Source organism: Mogibacterium diversum, from assembly GCF_002998925.1.
Taxonomy (GTDB): Bacteria; Bacillota; Clostridia; order Peptostreptococcales; family Anaerovoracaceae; genus Mogibacterium; species Mogibacterium diversum.
Genome location: NZ_CP027228.1, coordinates 567,730 through 584,100, shown reverse-complemented (window position 1 = coordinate 584,100; position 16,371 = coordinate 567,730). Strand labels below are relative to the sequence as shown.

General features: G+C 37.5%; 17 protein-coding genes. All 17 read left to right on the top strand.

What is annotated here, in order from left to right; all coding sequences use genetic code 11:
• Position 1: 1 nt before the first annotated feature.
• Entirely contained in the window at positions 2-1,780 is a 1,779-nt protein-coding gene (gene aspS / locus C5Q96_RS02715; RefSeq protein ID WP_106056905.1) for an aspartate--tRNA ligase, read from the top strand.
• Positions 1,781-1,820: 40 nt separating this feature from the next.
• Positions 1,821-2,423, top strand: coding sequence for a nicotinate-nucleotide adenylyltransferase (nadD, locus tag C5Q96_RS02710; RefSeq protein ID WP_106056904.1), 603 nt, complete (start codon positions 1,821-1,823; stop codon positions 2,421-2,423).
• Complete coding sequence (gene yqeK / locus C5Q96_RS02705) at positions 2,404-2,985, top strand: bis(5'-nucleosyl)-tetraphosphatase (symmetrical) YqeK (RefSeq protein WP_106056903.1); 582 nt, start codon at positions 2,404-2,406, stop codon at positions 2,983-2,985. Before nadD ends, yqeK begins: the two co-directional genes overlap by 20 nt.
• Positions 2,986-2,987: 2 nt before the next feature.
• Positions 2,988-3,332, top strand: a complete 345-nt coding sequence (gene rsfS / locus C5Q96_RS02700; RefSeq protein ID WP_106056902.1) for a ribosome silencing factor — start codon at positions 2,988-2,990, stop codon at positions 3,330-3,332.
• A 16-nt stretch (positions 3,333-3,348) separates the two neighbouring features.
• Positions 3,349-5,829 carry a leucine--tRNA ligase gene (gene leuS / locus C5Q96_RS02695; protein ID WP_106057989.1) on the top strand — a complete coding sequence of 827 codons (2,481 nt, stop codon included), beginning with the start codon at positions 3,349-3,351 and terminating at the stop codon, positions 5,827-5,829.
• A gap of 15 nt (positions 5,830-5,844) precedes the next feature.
• Complete coding sequence (locus tag C5Q96_RS02690; RefSeq protein ID WP_330403824.1) at positions 5,845-7,893, top strand: ribonuclease J; 2,049 nt, start codon at positions 5,845-5,847, stop codon at positions 7,891-7,893.
• Between the two features lie 29 nt (positions 7,894-7,922).
• Complete coding sequence (locus tag C5Q96_RS02685; protein ID WP_106056901.1) at positions 7,923-8,255, top strand: YlbF family regulator; 333 nt, start codon at positions 7,923-7,925, stop codon at positions 8,253-8,255.
• A gap of 85 nt (positions 8,256-8,340) precedes the next feature.
• The gene (gene efp / locus C5Q96_RS02680; RefSeq protein ID WP_106056900.1) at positions 8,341-8,904 is read left to right on the top strand and encodes an elongation factor P; all 564 of its coding nucleotides are present in this window, start codon (positions 8,341-8,343) and stop codon (positions 8,902-8,904) included.
• Positions 8,905-9,013: 109 nt separating this feature from the next.
• Positions 9,014-10,054: an endolytic transglycosylase MltG gene (mltG, locus tag C5Q96_RS02675; protein ID WP_106056899.1), complete on the top strand. Its 1,041-nt coding sequence runs from the start codon at positions 9,014-9,016 to the stop codon at positions 10,052-10,054.
• Positions 10,054-10,716, top strand: coding sequence for an O-methyltransferase (locus C5Q96_RS02670; RefSeq protein ID WP_106056898.1), 663 nt, complete (start codon positions 10,054-10,056; stop codon positions 10,714-10,716). Before mltG ends, C5Q96_RS02670 begins: the two co-directional genes overlap by 1 nt.
• On the top strand, positions 10,709-11,947 hold the full coding sequence (locus tag C5Q96_RS02665; RefSeq protein ID WP_106056897.1) for a peptidase U32 family protein: 1,239 nt from the start codon (positions 10,709-10,711) through the stop codon (positions 11,945-11,947). The genes C5Q96_RS02670 and C5Q96_RS02665 overlap by 8 nt, the downstream gene beginning before the upstream one ends.
• Positions 11,948-11,999: 52 nt before the next feature.
• Positions 12,000-13,325 (top strand): hemolysin family protein, encoded by a 1,326-nt coding sequence (locus C5Q96_RS02660; RefSeq protein WP_106056896.1) that lies wholly within the window; start codon positions 12,000-12,002, stop codon positions 13,323-13,325.
• Positions 13,318-13,674, top strand: coding sequence for an Asp23/Gls24 family envelope stress response protein (locus tag C5Q96_RS02655; RefSeq protein ID WP_106056895.1), 357 nt, complete (start codon positions 13,318-13,320; stop codon positions 13,672-13,674). The genes C5Q96_RS02660 and C5Q96_RS02655 overlap by 8 nt, the downstream gene beginning before the upstream one ends.
• Entirely contained in the window at positions 13,674-14,075 is a 402-nt protein-coding gene (gene nusB / locus C5Q96_RS02650) for a transcription antitermination factor NusB (RefSeq protein WP_106056894.1), read from the top strand. The genes C5Q96_RS02655 and nusB overlap by 1 nt, the downstream gene beginning before the upstream one ends.
• Entirely contained in the window at positions 14,065-15,045 is a 981-nt protein-coding gene (locus C5Q96_RS02645; protein WP_106056893.1) for a tRNA (adenosine(37)-N6)-threonylcarbamoyltransferase complex transferase subunit TsaD, read from the top strand. The genes nusB and C5Q96_RS02645 overlap by 11 nt, the downstream gene beginning before the upstream one ends.
• The gene (gene xseA / locus C5Q96_RS02640; protein ID WP_106056892.1) at positions 15,017-16,156 is read left to right on the top strand and encodes an exodeoxyribonuclease VII large subunit; all 1,140 of its coding nucleotides are present in this window, start codon (positions 15,017-15,019) and stop codon (positions 16,154-16,156) included. Before C5Q96_RS02645 ends, xseA begins: the two co-directional genes overlap by 29 nt.
• 10 nt (positions 16,157-16,166) lie before the next feature.
• Positions 16,167-16,367: an exodeoxyribonuclease VII small subunit gene (gene xseB, locus C5Q96_RS02635; protein WP_158696664.1), complete on the top strand. Its 201-nt coding sequence runs from the start codon at positions 16,167-16,169 to the stop codon at positions 16,365-16,367.
• Positions 16,368-16,371 lie beyond the last annotated feature (4 nt).

Below are 16,371 nucleotides of genomic sequence, written 5' to 3'. Positions count from 1 at the left end.
GATGTCTACATTACTTAAAAGAACACATATGTGCGGTGAGTTAAGACTAGAAGACGCTGGTAAAGAAGTTGTCCTAAACGGTTGGGTTGCTAAGGCTAGAAGCCTTGGAAGTCTTGTGTTTGTCGACATCAGAGATAAGTCTGGAATTACGCAGATCACATTTAACGAGGATATCCCGGAAGAGCTTCTAGAAAAAGCTAAATCCCTCAGATCAGAGCATGTTATAGGGGTTACTGGCACGGTAAAGGAAAGATCTTCAAAGAATGATAATTTGCCAACTGGAGCAATAGAAGTTTTTGCAAATGACCTTGTGATTTATTCCGAAGCTGATACTCCACCGATTTATATTAAGGATGACGATAATGTAGATGAAAACCTCAGACTAAAGTATCGCTACCTGGACCTGAGAAAGAGTAAGATGCAAAGAAATCTTTCATTTCGTCACAGGCTCACGAAGCTTGTACGTGATTATTTCGATGAAAATGGATTTACCGAAGTTGAAACACCGATGTTGATTAAACCAACGCCAGAAGGAGCGAGGGACTATCTTGTGCCTAGCAGAGTTAATCAGGGGGCTTTCTATGCGCTACCTCAATCACCACAGATGTTCAAGCAACTCCTAATGGTGGCAGGTACTGATAGGTATTTTCAGATTGTTAAGTGCTTTAGAGATGAAGATCTTCGCGCAGACAGGCAGCCAGAGTTTACTCAAATAGATCTCGAGATGTCTTTTGCAGATTCTGATGATGTTATAGGTATGCAGGAAGGTTTGCTGAAGCGCATCATGAAGGAATTAAAAGGAATCGACATAGATACACCGTTCCCAAGATTAACATATAAAGAAGCTATGGAGAGATACGGTTCTGATAAGCCTGATACTCGTTTTGATATCGAATTAAACAAATTAAACGATATTTTTGAAGAAAGCGACTTTATGGTGTTTAAAGATGCACTTGAAACCGGTGGGGACATACGAGGTATTTCAGTTCCTGGTGGAGCAGCTGAATTTTCTAGAAAGAAAATCGACAAGCTTACAGATGAAGCTAAGCACTATGGCGCTAAAGGTCTTCTATGGATTAAAGTTGAAGAAGATGGATTCTCTTCTTCGGCTAGCAAGTTTCTTAATGACGCAGAATTAATTAAAGTAGCTGAACGTTGTGGCTCAAAACCGGGTGATATAATATTTATTGTATCCGCCCAGCCAAAGGTAGTGTTTGATACTTTAGGATGGCTTAGAAGGAAAATTGCCGGAATTCTTGGTCTTCTTGATGATAACAAGTTTAACTTCCTTTGGGTAGTGGATTTCCCAATGTTTGAAAAGGATGATGAGGGCAATCTTAAAGCGATGCATCATCCATTTACTCAGCCAAAACTTGATGAATTAGATAAGCTCGATGGAGATATATTATCTTTAAATGCAGATGCATATGACATTGTTTTAAACGGAGTTGAACTAGGTGGGGGGTCAATCAGAATTCACGATAGAGAACTTCAGGATAAAATGTTTAAGGTACTTGGCCTCGGAGAAGAGGAAAGGATGGAAAAGTTCGGATTCTTTATCGAGGCATTCAAGTATGGTGCACCCCCTCATGCAGGGCTCGCATATGGACTAGATAGAATGGTAATGCTTTTACTTGGCGAGAGTAGCATCAGAGAAGTAATTGCATTTCCTAAGAATGCGAATGCTGAATGCCCAGTCTCAGAAGCTCCTGGAAAGGCGGATTCTGTTCAGCTTGAAGAGTTAGGACTGGCCGTTGTGGCTAAGCACGAACAAAATTAATTATATGCTAATAAATTTTAGTTTATAGGAAATAATCTTGATGAAAAAAATAGCGATATTCGGAGGTACATTCGATCCTATTCATATTGCACATATTGCACTGGCAAAGACAGCTTTAAATGAATTAGGCTTAGATAAGTTAATATTCATGCCCAATTCAGTTTCACCATTCAAGCTAGATGCGAATATTACTTCAGCTGAGCATCGATGCAACATGATTGAACTAGCCATAGAATCTGACGAGCGTTTAGAGATGACTAGATATGAGATAGAAAAACAAGGTATTTCATATACATATGATACGCTTAATGAGCTTACAGCTATATATGATGCTCGTCTTTACTTCGTATTGGGATTCGACTCCGTAGTTGCTGTCAATTCATGGTATAGAGGAGAGAGTATTTTAAAGGAGTTTCCTCTTATTACCGCTTTAAGACCTGGAGTTGATAATTCTTTGGGCACTAAGAAAATAGCCGAATATCGTAAGACATACAACGCCGAAATACATATTTTGCATATGCCTCCGATTGACTGTTCATCATCTCAGATACGTGAACTATGTAGGAATGGGGGATCAATTACAGGTTTAGTAAGCGAAAATGTTGAGGAATATATAATTAAAAATGGATTATACAAAGACTAGAGAGATTGACGATTATCTTAAGCATGTACTTAAACCTCAAAGATATATTCACTCGTTAGGGGTGGTAGATATGGCTGGTGACTTAGCATCGATATATGGTTCCGATGTTAAAAAAGCTAGATTTGCAGGATTGGTCCATGACATAGCAAAATGTTTCTCTTGTGAGACCATGAACCGTTTGATAAGGACATATGGTATCGATTTAAAATATTACAATAGACCTGAACTTGCCCATTCTAAAGTGGGTGCGGCAATGCTTAGAATAGATTTCGGTATCGATGATCCAGAGATTTTGATGGCAGTTTCATCCCATACTGCAGGTCGCTATGGAATGAGTATGCTTGAGGAAATTGTATATGTTGCTGACGCTATCGAAATTAATAGAAATTATCCCGAAGCAGCAGAACTTAGAGAACTTGCTAGAGAAAATCTTGATATGGCTTGTCTTACGATAATTGATTACAGTATTGAATTATTAGGTAGACGAGGTATTTCAGTCGATGATGACACATATGAAGCAAAACGTTTCATTCTTGATAAGATTACCGAAAGGAAGGATTAATTATGACAATGCAGAATAACGCAATTGAAATAGCTAAGGTTCTATCCGAGAAAAAGGCTCGTGATATTACAGTTATTAATATTGCTGAAAAATCCTCATTTGCAGATTTTTTCATCAACGCAACTGCAGGTTCTGACAGACAGCTTAGTGCACTTCTTGACTTCGCAGAAGGGAAGGCAGCGGAGCTGGGACTTGAACAGAAAAACGTCGAAGGGATTCAAGGTTCCGGATGGATTCTCGCAGACTACGGGGATATAATAATAAATTTATTTACGGCAGAGACTAGAGACAAATACACTCTCGATAAGATTTGGAGTGATTGCGAAATAGTATTCATTGAAGAATAAAAGAAAGGGTAGGATTATGAACGAAAAATACAATTTTGGCGAAATAGAATCAAAGTGGCAACAAATTTGGTCTGATGAACAGGCCTTTAAAACGAGTGATGACAACTCAAAAGAAAAATACTATACACTCGAGATGTTCCCATATCCATCGGGAAAGCTCCACATGGGACATGTACGTAACTATTCTATTGGAGATGCTATTGCAAGATTTAAGAGAATGAAGGGCTTTAATGTACTTCATCCAATGGGCTGGGATTCGTTTGGACTTCCTGCAGAAAATGCAGCTATAAAGAACGGTATTCATCCTGCAATTTGGACTGATAGCAACATTGCCGAGATGCGTAAGCAGCTATCTGCACTTGGATTTAGCTATGACTGGGATAGAGAGGTAGCTACATGCAAGGAAGATTACTATCGCTGGATGCAGTGGTTATTTATCCAATTTCATAAGAAAGGACTCGCTTATAAGAAAGAGAATCCCGTGAATTGGTGTCCTTCATGCAAGACAGTTCTCGCTAATGAGCAGGTAGTTGAAGGGGCTTGTGAGCGTTGTCATACACCTGTAACAAAAAAGCATCTATCTCAATGGTATTTAAAGATTACTGATTATGCTGACGCTTTACTTGAAGATCTTGATAAGCTTGATGGTTGGCCAAATAAAGTTAAGCTTATGCAGAAGAATTGGATTGGTAAATCGACAGGAGCTGAAATCAGATTTCAGATAGATGGAACAGATAATGCTCTAAATGTATATACGACGAGATGTGATACAGTTTACGGAGTAACATTTATGGTTATGGCTCCAGAGCACCCTTATGTTAAGGAGTTAACTGTAGGAACCGAATACGAAGAAGCAACAAATGAATACATTGCAGAATGTGCACATAAGAGCGAAATTGAGAGAGTTTCACTGACAAAGGAGAAAACCGGTGTATTCATAGGGCGTTACTGTATAAATCCGTTTACTGGCAAGAAGATTCCTATTTACATTTCAGATTACGTACTTATGGACTACGGAACTGGAGCTGTAATGGCGGTTCCTGCCCATGATCAGAGGGACTTTGAGTTTGCAAAGAAATTTGGCCTAGACATTATTCCAGTAGTAGACGTCAATGACCCAGAAGTTGATTTATACGACCTCAAAGAGGCTGCTCCTGCAGAAGGTAAATTGATCAATTCAGGTGAGTTTAATGGTCTAGATAATCTTAAATCAATTCCTAAGGTTATCGATTATATTGAAGAAAAAGGAATCGGAAAGAAGTCAATTAACTTTAAGCTTAGGGACTGGCTAATTTCAAGGCAGAGGTACTGGGGATGCCCTATACCGATGGTTTATTGTGATGAATGTGGCTGGGTACCTGAAAAAGAAGAGAATCTTCCAGTAAAGCTTCCTACCGATATCGAATTTACAGGTAAGGGTGAATCGCCAATAGCTACTAGCTCAACTTTTATTGATACAACTTGCCCTTGCTGTGGAAAACCAGCTAGAAGAGAAATCGACACTATGGACACGTTTGTTGATTCATCATGGTATTTTTTAAGATATTGTGATCCTCACAATGACAAAAAGCCTTTTGATAGAGATAAAGTTGACTACTGGATGAATGTGGATCAGTATATCGGTGGTGTTGAACACGCAATTCTTCACCTTCTATACTCAAGATTTTTCCAGAAGGTACTAGCAGATCTTGACTTTGTTTCGGCTAGAGAGCCGTTCCAAAATCTTCTCACTCAGGGTATGGTTATTAAGGATGGAGCTAAAATGAGTAAATCACTTGGCAACGTTGTTAGCCCTGAGGAAATACAGAAGAAATATGGGGCAGATACTGCTAGATTGTTCATACTATTTGCTGCACCACCAGAAAAGGAGCTCGATTGGTCAGACGCTGGTGTAGAGGGAAGCTATAGATTCCTTAACAGAGTTTACAGACTTGTATATGATTATGTAACAGATATTAGAGATATTGATGCAGTTTCTGGTGATATAGTTGCAGTTACTCCTGAAGACAAAGCTCTTAACTATCAATTAAATAAAACTATTAAGAAAGTATCAGATGATGTTGGAGGTAGATTCAGCTTCAACACTGCAATCAGCTCGATAATGGAGCTGGTTAATGAGCTATACAAGTATAAGCAGCTTAAAAATGTTAATATGCCTCTTCTCGATAAGGCTATTAAGAGCACAATATTGGTTCTAAGCCCATTCACACCACATATATGTGAAGAACTTTGGTCTGATTTAGGTGAAAAATCACGCATATATAATGTGCTTTGGCCAGAATATGATGAATCAGCATTGGTTCTTGATGAAGTTGAGATTATTGTCCAAGTAAATGGAAAGCTGAAGGACAAGCTCACAATGTCAAAAGATTCATCAAAGGAAGTGCTTGAAGAAGCTGCGAGAAATAGTGATAAGGTTCAGGAAGCTATCGGTGATTTAAATATCGTAAAAGCTATAGTAATTCCAGGTAAGCTAGTAAACTTCGTGGCTAAGTAATCTTCGGGTATGAATATGGGAATAGAAAATAGAAATAGTAAAAAGTTCCAGAAGACAGGTAGCTCAAATCCTTCAGTAACAAGAAAAAATATTGCTAATAATCGTGGCGGTGACTCATCGCCACGTAATAGCAATTTTAAAGTTAGTGATAATTCTCGTTCCAGAGCCAAAGGGGCAAAAGTCACTGTTAATAAAGGAAATAATAAACAGTCTAAAAGTGGAACTCAGAAAAGAAACAATAGGTTTAATAACGATAACATTACCTACAATAACAATAACACAAATAAAAACGGCAAAAGAGTAAACAATAACCAAAATAAAAAGCTTGGAAATGGTAGTAAGAATACACCAAGTAACAGTCACTCTGTAAATAATCAGAAAAACAATCAAAGGAAACGACCTAAAGCTCCAATCGAAACTATGCGTGTTATGCCATTAGGCGGCCTCAAGGAAATTGGAAAAAATATTACTCTCGTTGAATATAGAGACGATATTCTTATAATTGACTGTGGTTTTTCATTTCCTGAAGATGAGATGTTTGGAATCGACGTTGTGATTCCTGATTTCACATATCTTAAGGAAAATATGGAAAGAATCAAGGGTCTTATCATAACTCATGGTCACGAAGATCATATAGGTGGAGTACCGTTCCTTCTCAAGGAAATAAACGTTCCAGTATATGCGCCTCCACTCGCTATGGGTCTCATACGAAATAAACTAAAAGAACATGGTTTAGCCATGGAAGAACATGTTATCGAAGCCGGTGACATCTTTAATGTTGGTGCTTTCAGAGTTGAAGCTATTCATACTAATCATAGTATTGCGGATGCAATGGCATACTCGATAAAGTGTCCTGGAGGTCATCTCGTTCATACCGGTGATTTTAAGATTGACTACTCACCATTAGATGGCAAGAGAATTGATCTTGCTAAATTTGCGCAATTGGGACAAGAAGGTGTCGACGTTCTTCTCTGTGATAGTACAAATGTGCTAAGACCGGGATATACTCCATCAGAAAGAGTCGTTGTAGATTCTATGAATGAGATTTTTGCAAAGACGGAGAAACGTTTAATCATAGCAACATTCTCATCTAACATATATAGGATCAAGTACTTCATGGAGGCTTCAATTAAGTACGGTCGAAAGATTGCGATCTCTGGTCGTTCTATGGAGAATGTTCTAACACTAGCAAGAGAACTTGGATATGTTAATCTTCCAGAATCTGCTTTTGTTGATATAAGAAAAATTGGAAATATTCCAGATGCGAATATCACCATTATTACCACCGGAAGTCAGGGCGAACCGATGTCTGCACTGACAAGAATGGCAAATGATTCTCATAGAGCCGTTAAATTAAAGTCTGGTGATACTGTCGTCTTCTCATCATCGCCAATTCCAGGCAATGCAAAAGCAGTAACTAATATAGTTAATAAGCTTTACGAGAAAAAAGTTAACGTATTTTTATCAGATTTCGTTGATATACATGTTTCAGGGCACGCATGTAAAGAAGAATTAAAGCTTATACACTCGCTTGTAAAACCAAGATTCTTTATACCTGCGCACGGCGAATATCGTCATCTACGAGAACATGCACGGCTTGCCGAATCAATGGGGATGGATAGAGGCAATATCTTCGTTATGAACAACGGAGATGCACTTCGTATAACTGGTAAGCAGGCAAAGGTTGAACCAGCTGCAGCACCTGCAGAAGATGTACTCGTAGATGGTTATGGAGTTGGAGACGTTGGAAACGTTGTACTACGTGATAGAAAGCAGCTCTCTGAGTCAGGACTAATTGTTATCGCTGTTTCGATTGATAGTAATTCAGGATTACTAGCTGCTAGACCTGAGCTTATAACACGTGGCTTTATCTATGTTAAGGAGAATATGCCTCTTATAAACGAAGCTACTGAAGTTGTATACGAGTCAATAGATAAATGGAATAATCTGGGTTCAGAAGATATTAACGCTTTAAAAAGTATTATCAAAGATGATATGAGGGGCTTCATATACAAGAAAACGCGCAGAAGTCCAGTAATTTTACCAGTGATAATGGATATTTAATGAACGCTTTGGTTTAGGAGGTTTTTAAAATGAATGTATATTCAAGTGCCCATGAACTTGCTTCTGCAATTAAGGCAAGTAATGAGTTCATGGACTATGATAAGCTTCGCAAGGAGATAGAGCAGGATCCGACTCTCAATCAGATGATTAGCGATATACAAAAGCGTCAAATCGAGATTCAAGCTAAGCAATTAAGCGGTGAAGAGATTGGACAAGAGGCAATGGCTCAGATGCAGTCAATGTATGCTATGATGTCATCTAATCCTAAAGCTGCAGAATACATGCAAGCAGAGGCGAGATTTGCTATAATGATGAAGGACGTGTATGAAATCCTATCAGATGTTGTAAAGATCAATATTTAACGGGAATATTTGATATAATACATACGTATACGTTACATAAAGATAATAATTTTAATTTTTAATATCACAGAAAGAGAGATTAAGTATGATTAGTGCAGGAGATTTCAGAAAAGGCGTAACTTTCGAGATGAACGGAGAGCCACATGTAGTACTTGACTTCCAGCATGTAAAGCCTGGTAAAGGTGCTGCTTTCGTTAGAACTAAGTACAGAAATATTCTTACTGGTGCTACCAGAGAAGAGGCATTCAACCCTAACGATAAGTTCCCAAAGGCTCATATCGAGACAAAGACTATGCAGTATCTCTATAACGACGGCGAGCTATACTACTTCATGGATCAGGAGACTTTCGACCAGGTTCCTCTAAGCGCAGATCTCGTTGAAGACGCTGTAAAGTTCATCAGAGAAAATGATACCGCTACTATTAAATTCTATCAGGGAAATGCCTTTGCTGTTGAAGCTCCAAACTTCGTTGACCTCAAGGTTATCGAAACTGAGCCCGGAGTTAAGGGAGATACAGCGACTAATGTTACTAAAGCTGCTACAGTTGAGACAGGTGCTGTAATTCAGGTTCCAATCTTCATCGAAGAAGGAGAGGTTATTCAGATAGACACTAGAAATGGTGGAGAGTACTTAGGAAGATCTAAGTAGTATAAAGCTTATTTAAATTATCAATTTAAATACTGTGTAATGAAAATTGTTAGCTAATTTCAATTTAGTTTGATATTGGCTAACAATATTCCTAGTTGTTGGAGGTAATATGAAGAAGTCAGTAAAGAAAGCATTAGGCATTCTTATCGCTTTATTGCTCATCCTTGTCGCATTAAGTGCATCACTTCTTATAATTAACAAACCAAAAGATCGAACAGATAATACATTTGTAGTTGTTAAGATTAAAGAAGGTTCATCAACTAATGATATTGCGAAGGAGCTTTACAAAAAGGGTGTAATCAGCAGCGTATCTAAGTATAAGCTCGTGTCTAAGATTTGGAGATATGATGGTAAATACAAGGCTGGTAGCTTTTCAGTATCTCCTAGTATGAGATCTAGTGATATAGCACAGACCATCGTTAAGGGAGTTTCAAGTACAAAGACCTTTACAATTCCTGAGGGATATACTATCGAACAGACAGCTACTAAGTTAGACAAAGAAGGAATTGTCAATAAAGATAAATTCCTTGAAATTGCTAAGCACGGAGATTTTAGCAAATTTTCTTTTTTAAAGGGTGCTCAGACAGGTGATAATCATCTCGAAGGATATCTCTATCCAGATACTTATGCGGTAGACTTAGATGCTGATGAAACCCAGGTTATCACTACGATGCTCAATCAGTATGATAAGGTGTTTACTAAGAAATATAGGAAGCGTGCAAAAGAGCTAAATCTAAGTGAAAATGAAATAATAATAATCGCTTCTCTAATAGAACGCGAGTCTCAATATGATGGAGACAGAGCTAAGATTGCAAGTGTTATATACAATAGAATCAAAGCTGGCATGCCTCTGCAGATTGATGCAACCATTCAGTATGCACTAGGAAAACCTAAAGAAAATCTATCAATTGCTGATACAAAGATTGATTCACCATACAATACGTATACTAATAAAGGATTACCACCAGGACCTATATGTTCACCTGGAAAGGCGTCGATTAAAGCTGCTCTTTATCCAGAGAGCACCGATTACTTATATTATGTTGTAAGTGAGAAGCTTGATGGCACACACAACTTTAGTAAGGACTATAATAAATTCCTAAAAGACAAAGAAGCTTATTCAAAAGCTTTAGCGGAGAAGAACAAATAATGAGTATAACTGACGAAAAAATCGTTAATCTTTTAGACTCATTTTACTCACCCATATCAGATAATTTAGGAAAATTTAGATCCTTTTGTGAGAATGATAATGTACCGTTGATACTGCGTGAAACCGAGAGCTATTTAAATACTTTTTTAAAGATTGCGAAACCAAATAATATACTTGAGATCGGAACGGCTTACGGGTATTCAGCATGTTATTTTGCAACTACTTGCGAGGGGGCTCATATCACAACGATAGAGAGAGCCCCTCATATGTACGATTATGCAGTTTCTAACATAAAATCACTTGGTTTAGAAAGCAGAATCAATTTAAAATTTGGTGATGCAAATGGCATATTAGATTCTTTAATCAAGGATAATTCACCAGATGCACGATTTGATCTTATTTTCATAGATGCCGCAAAGAGTCATTACCGTGAGTTCTTTGATAGAGCTGAGAAATTATCAAAACCAGGGGCAACCATAATCTGTGACAATATGCTAATTCACGGGTATTTAACTGGTTCAACAATTGATCCTGGACGCAGACACCGTACAAGCGTCAAGAGGATGAAAGAATTTTTAGAGTATTTAAAGGGTAGAAAGGATTTGACCATTTCATTGTTAAGCTGTGGTGATGGTCTTGCTGTAATTAAACTAAATGACTAATAAGAAAATCGAACTACTTGCTCCAGCTGGAGATATTGAGAAGCTTAAGACAGCTATTATATATGGGGCTGATGCAGTTTACTTTGGAGGTGAACTATTTAGCCTTCGTGCCGGGGCAGGAAATTTATCTATAGACGAAATCAAAGAAGCGATGGAGTTTATCCATGAACACGATGCTAAAGGATATATGACCATCAATATATATCCGCACAATGATGATATTCCGCCACTCAAGGCATATCTTGAAAAAATAAAGGATATACCGATTGATGCATTCCTTGTTTCAGATCCAGGTGTAATGACAATAGTAAAAGGCATCATCCCTGATGCTGAAATTCATATTAGCACACAGGCAAATACGACTAACTATATGACTGCTGCATTTTGGGTTGAACAAATGGGTGCAAAAAGAATCGTTGCAGCCAGAGAGATGAGCCTTGAAGAGCTTAGAGAGATGAAAAAAGTTCTTCCGCCTGATACCGAAATTGAGGCATTCGTTCATGGAGCTATGTGTATGTCTTACTCAGGCAGATGTCTACTTAGCAATTTCATGGTTGGTAGAGATGCAAACAGAGGTTCATGTACACATCCATGTAGATGGAAATATTCACTAGTCGAAGAAAAAAGACCAGGTGAGTATTATCCTGTTGAAGAAGATAATCGAGGAAGTTATATCATGAATTCTCGTGATTTATGTATGCTTGATAAACTTCCTGATCTAATAGATGCTGGAATCTCCTCTCTGAAAATAGAAGGACGTATGAAGAGTCCATTTTATGTAGCGACTGTTGTTTCTGCATATAGAGCGGCGCTTGATGAATATCTTGAGGACCCAGATAATTACACATTTCAGGAAAAATGGTATAAAGAGCTGTGTAAAGCCAGTCACAGAGAGTTTTATCACGGTTTCTATTATTCTAAGCCCGATAGTAGTGGGCAGAATTATTCTAGCAGCGATTACACTCGTGAGTATTCGTTTATCGGTGTTGTAAGAGGCTATGAACCTGATAGTGGTCTAACCATTGTCGAACAGCGTAACAAATTCTGTGTTGGCGAGGATATCGAAGTTTTTGGACCTAGTACAGATTATACTGATGAGATAGTTAGAGAAATGTATGATGAGAATAATAATCCAATAGAATCAGCGCCTCATCCTCAGCAGATAATCAAAGTTAAACTTAGCAAAACGTATCCATCTGACTTCATACTCAGGAAGAAAAAGGAATCATAAAAGCAACAATATCGCATATTTATATTAAATAAATTATTAAAAGGAGAAAATCATGTCATCTGACCCCGTGAGTTGGACCATATATGTACTTATAGTGTTCGCAATTCTAATTGCCAATGGATTGGTTTCTGCGTCACTAAATGCACTTGACTGTGTAGATAGAAATAAGCTTAACGAAATTTTAGAGGACGAGCCTAACAATAAAAGAGTGGAGCTCATCCATAATTTCATAAAAAAACCATCTAAATACCAGTATCCGGATAGGATTTTCATGTATTCGATGGCAATAATTGCCATAGTTGTTTTTAATTTTGGTTTTTACAATAGGCTGAGTACATACAGATTTCTTCCAATTATAGCAAATATTGTCTTTGCTACTATTTACTTTGCTATAGCTGATATTTTCCCGAAGAAGCTTGCCGCACAATCTGCCGATTCATATGCTATCAGATTGATTAAAATGCAGCGGTTTGTGTATGTTGTACTATTTCCTATCACAAAGCTATGTTTAGGCGTTGCCAACTTATTTCTTCTCGTGATGAGAAAAGATATTGATGTAGATGATGCGCAGTTCTCTGAAGATCATGTAAGATCAATGCTAGATAAAGGGCAGGAGAGTGGTGATCTCAAAGAAGAAGGACGTCGAATGATCGACAGCATATTTGAATTTGATGATTTACTCGCATATGAGATCATGACACCACGAACTGATGTTTTTATGATTGATCTACAGGATGATAAAGACGAGTATTTCGAAGAGTTAATGGAGCTTCGTCACTCACGTATTCCAATATGTGATGGTGATACTGACAACATTATAGGACTTCTTCTGGTTAAAGACTACTTGCTGAAAGGTGCTTCTTCTGGTTTTGATAACATAAATATCAAAGAGATAATGCGAGAACCTTATTTGGTACCTGAAACCAAGAATATCGACTCCCTTTTTGTAGAACTGCAAAAGACAAAACAACATATTGCAATATTAATTGACGAGTACGGCGGGTTTAGTGGCATAGTATCAATTGAGGATATTATCGAACAAATAGTTGGAGATATCGATGATGAATTTGACGATGAAGATAGGATTATAGAGAAGATTTCTGACTCAGAATACATTGTTGATGGAAATGTATATCTTGATGATCTTGACAAAGAAACTGGTATCGAACTTGAATCTGAAAATAGTGAGACTGTTGGAGGATTTATAATTGATTATATCGGTGAAATTCCTAAAGAGAACTCCACGTATAGCCCCATCGAATATGGTAATATTACTTTCCAAATCTTAGAGGTAAAAGATAGACGTATTGAAAAAGTTCGTATAACAATCGAAGATCATGATAAGTATAGCGAAAAGGAAGACAATTTAGATGAGTAGTTTCAATACTGGTAATGGCTGTATCTCGATAGATGATCAAGTTATTGTTGGATATATTACTGAGGAAGTACACAAAATCAAAGGCGTAAGTAAAATGATTTCAAGTATTTCTGATAATTTCTCAAAAAATATTTTTGGTCGTGATAGCGGTATGAATGGCGTGCGAATTAATCGAGACGGCGATAATATATCTATCAACTTACATATTATAGTGTATTATGGTTACAACATTCCTCAGTTATCTTATGAAATTCAGAGTGCGATCAAAAATGTAATCGAAGAATTTACTGGACTGAAAGTAGACGCTGTAAACATAAGTGTAGAAGGAATCGACCAGGAGAATGATTAATGGATAGAAGAATAATTAGAGAAAACATAATGCAGTTCGTTTACCAAATGGATGTAACTGATAATTTTGATTATGAGCAACTCACCTGTGTCGAAGAGGCAGAGAAGGCGTTAAAACAAAATCAAGCAACAGATACACTTAACGCTATTCGAGATCATATCAGTGAAATAGATAAACTTATTTCTAAGAATATTGATAATTGGGATATAAACAGACTCCCTAAGGCTGATCTCGCGATACTTAGAACTGCACTTGCTGAAATTCTATATGTTGATTCAATTCCGGCAAATGTTTCTATTAATGAAGCCGTTGAACTTGGCAAGATTTATGGAGATGAAAGGTCTTACGCATTCATAAACTCGGTACTTGGTAAGATAAATAGGGAGTTAAATGAGCAATAGATATTGTCTTGGCATAGATACATCTAATTACAAAACGTCGGTTGCAATTACTGATCAAGATAACAATACAATATTTGAAAAGTCAGATTTTTTGGAGGTTGAACACGGTGCGCTTGGACTAAGGCAGTCTATCGCTTTCTTTAAGCACGTAAATGTTCTGCCTTCATTTATTGATGAGGCTCTTTCTGTAGTAGATAGAAGTAAAATTTGTTGTATATCTGTTTCCGATGCTCCTAGACGAGTTGAAAGTTCATACATGCCCGTTTTTATGGCAGGATTTAATGCAGCTAAGCTTCTAAGCAGCAGTCTTGCTGTACCGCTATATACATTTTCTCATCAGGAGGGACATGTAGCTGCAGTTTTAAAATCTTTTGAAACGGACTTGTCAGATGATAAAATAATATTTTTTCATCTCAGTGGCGGTACAACAGAAGCTCTTCTTGCGACTAAAGACGATATTCACTATGACCTTGATATAGTTGGGGGAACTAAGGATATAAGTATTGGAAAGTTGCTAGATAGAGCTGGCGTTGCTCTCGGTTACAATTTTCCAGCAGGGAAGTATATCGATCAACTCGCTTTAAAATATGGATATAACGGCTCTAGCCACCTTACAAAGATTAAGGTTGATGATGGATGGTTTAATTTGTCAGGTACTGAGTATCAAGTTTTAAATGCAATCGAAGAATCAAGAGCGGAAGTTGCCGCGGAGCTTATGGAAAGACTATCTATATTGCTCTTCGATGTTTCAAAATATCTTGCTAATAAGTTTGATATACCTAATATTTATATGGCTGGTGGAGTGGCATCTAGTAAGTATTTTAGATTGAAGATAAAAGAATTTATGGACGGAAGTAGTTCTTTAAAAATAAATTTTGGTAGCCCAGATCTATCTGGCGATAACGCAGTAGGCATATCTATTCTTGGAGGAAACGCATTTAATGAATCCATTTTCAATAACACAATTTAACGAGTACGTTTCAAAAAAGTTAAACGGTGATCCTAACCTCAAGAATTTGCCATTAATAGGTGAAGTATCAGGTGTTTCTACGAGTGGCGGTCATATGTATTTCTCCTTAAAAGACGAAAATAGTGTACTTCGTGCAGTCATATGGAGGAGTAATATTTCGAGAATCGACACATCTCTTATTAAGAATGGTAGTAAAATAGTAGCGCTTGGAGACATAAGCGCTTATGCTCGTGGTGGTAACTATTCCTTTTCCATCCGTATGGTTGAAAGCTTTGGTGAAGGCGACCTTGCAAAGGAATATAATCGAGTAAAGAAGCTCCTCGAATCTGAAGGGTTGTTTTCTCGAGAACATAAAAAGCCAATCCCTAGATTTGTAAAGCGTATTGGTGTAATAACTTCTGACACTGGAGCAGCTATAGAGGATATTAAGAAGATAATCACAAGCAAGAACGATTATGCTGATATAATAATTTTTCCAACGCTAGTACAAGGCATAGGTTCTCCGGCGAGCATTATAAAAAGCATTGAAACTGCTAATAATTATAGTAAATCCGTCAAATGTATAGACGTTCTTATTATTGGACGTGGTGGTGGTTCAGCCGAGGATTTAGCGGCATTTAATGATGAAGATGTCGCACGGGCTATCTTTGCATCAAAGATTCCGACTATCAGTGCAGTTGGTCACGAATCAGATGTATCAATATCGGATTGGGTGGCTGATGCAAGAGCCGAGACCCCAACCGCTGCTGCTGATATGGCTGCTATTAATACATTTGAACTTAGGGAGCAAATCGCGAGAAATGAGCAAGAGTTAAAAAAATCCATCGCTTATAAAATTAAGATGGAGCGTAACAATATTAAAATTCAAAGAGAGCATCTCATTCATGCAATGAGTGGCAAGATTCGCGAAATGAAACTTAACATCGATAAAGCAGTTATAACACTTAAGGAGAATAATCCAACTAATGTGCTCAGTAAGGGTTATGCTCTTGTCACAAAGAATGACATAGTGGTCTCAGACATGTCAAATATCGCTTTAGACGAGATTTATACCATAGTTATGGCTGATGGGTCATTTGAAGCAAAAACTACGTCGAAAACGCAAAATTAAGAGGTGTGATATGACAAAGAATATAGATAAAACATTTATGGAGGCTTATCAGGATCTAGTGGATGCCGCTAATAACATTACCAAGCATACAACTTCAATTGATGAGTCTATGAAGCTATTTGATCAAGGCATGAAGGATGCAGAGCTTTGTAATAAAATACTCGATGAAGCAGAACAGAAAATTGAAGTTTTCAATTCTGATGAAGAATAGGTGC

Bases quoted from the DNA above. Each gene is read 5' to 3' on its own strand.
- nusB (WP_106056894.1), top strand. From the start codon at position 13,674: ATGGATAGAAGAATAATTAGAGAAAACATAATGCAGTTCGTTTACCAA.
- C5Q96_RS02690 (WP_330403824.1), top strand. From the start codon at position 5,845: ATGGGAATAGAAAATAGAAATAGTAAAAAGTTCCAGAAGACAGGTAGC.
- C5Q96_RS02660 (WP_106056896.1), top strand. From the start codon at position 12,000: ATGTCATCTGACCCCGTGAGTTGGACCATATATGTACTTATAGTGTTC.
- C5Q96_RS02685 (WP_106056901.1), top strand. From the start codon at position 7,923: ATGAATGTATATTCAAGTGCCCATGAACTTGCTTCTGCAATTAAGGCA.
- rsfS (WP_106056902.1), top strand. From the start codon at position 2,988: ATGACAATGCAGAATAACGCAATTGAAATAGCTAAGGTTCTATCCGAG.
- C5Q96_RS02645 (WP_106056893.1), top strand. From the start codon at position 14,065: ATGAGCAATAGATATTGTCTTGGCATAGATACATCTAATTACAAAACG.
- C5Q96_RS02665 (WP_106056897.1), top strand. From the start codon at position 10,709: ATGACTAATAAGAAAATCGAACTACTTGCTCCAGCTGGAGATATTGAG.
- nadD (WP_106056904.1), top strand. From the start codon at position 1,821: ATGAAAAAAATAGCGATATTCGGAGGTACATTCGATCCTATTCATATT.
- leuS (WP_106057989.1), top strand. From the start codon at position 3,349: ATGAACGAAAAATACAATTTTGGCGAAATAGAATCAAAGTGGCAACAA.
- C5Q96_RS02670 (WP_106056898.1), top strand. From the start codon at position 10,054: ATGAGTATAACTGACGAAAAAATCGTTAATCTTTTAGACTCATTTTAC.
- xseA (WP_106056892.1), top strand. From the start codon at position 15,017: ATGAATCCATTTTCAATAACACAATTTAACGAGTACGTTTCAAAAAAG.
- yqeK (WP_106056903.1), top strand. From the start codon at position 2,404: ATGGATTATACAAAGACTAGAGAGATTGACGATTATCTTAAGCATGTA.
- efp (WP_106056900.1), top strand. From the start codon at position 8,341: ATGATTAGTGCAGGAGATTTCAGAAAAGGCGTAACTTTCGAGATGAAC.
- mltG (WP_106056899.1), top strand. From the start codon at position 9,014: ATGAAGAAGTCAGTAAAGAAAGCATTAGGCATTCTTATCGCTTTATTG.
- aspS (WP_106056905.1), top strand. From the start codon at position 2: ATGTCTACATTACTTAAAAGAACACATATGTGCGGTGAGTTAAGACTA.
- xseB (WP_158696664.1), top strand. From the start codon at position 16,167: ATGACAAAGAATATAGATAAAACATTTATGGAGGCTTATCAGGATCTA.
- C5Q96_RS02655 (WP_106056895.1), top strand. From the start codon at position 13,318: ATGAGTAGTTTCAATACTGGTAATGGCTGTATCTCGATAGATGATCAA.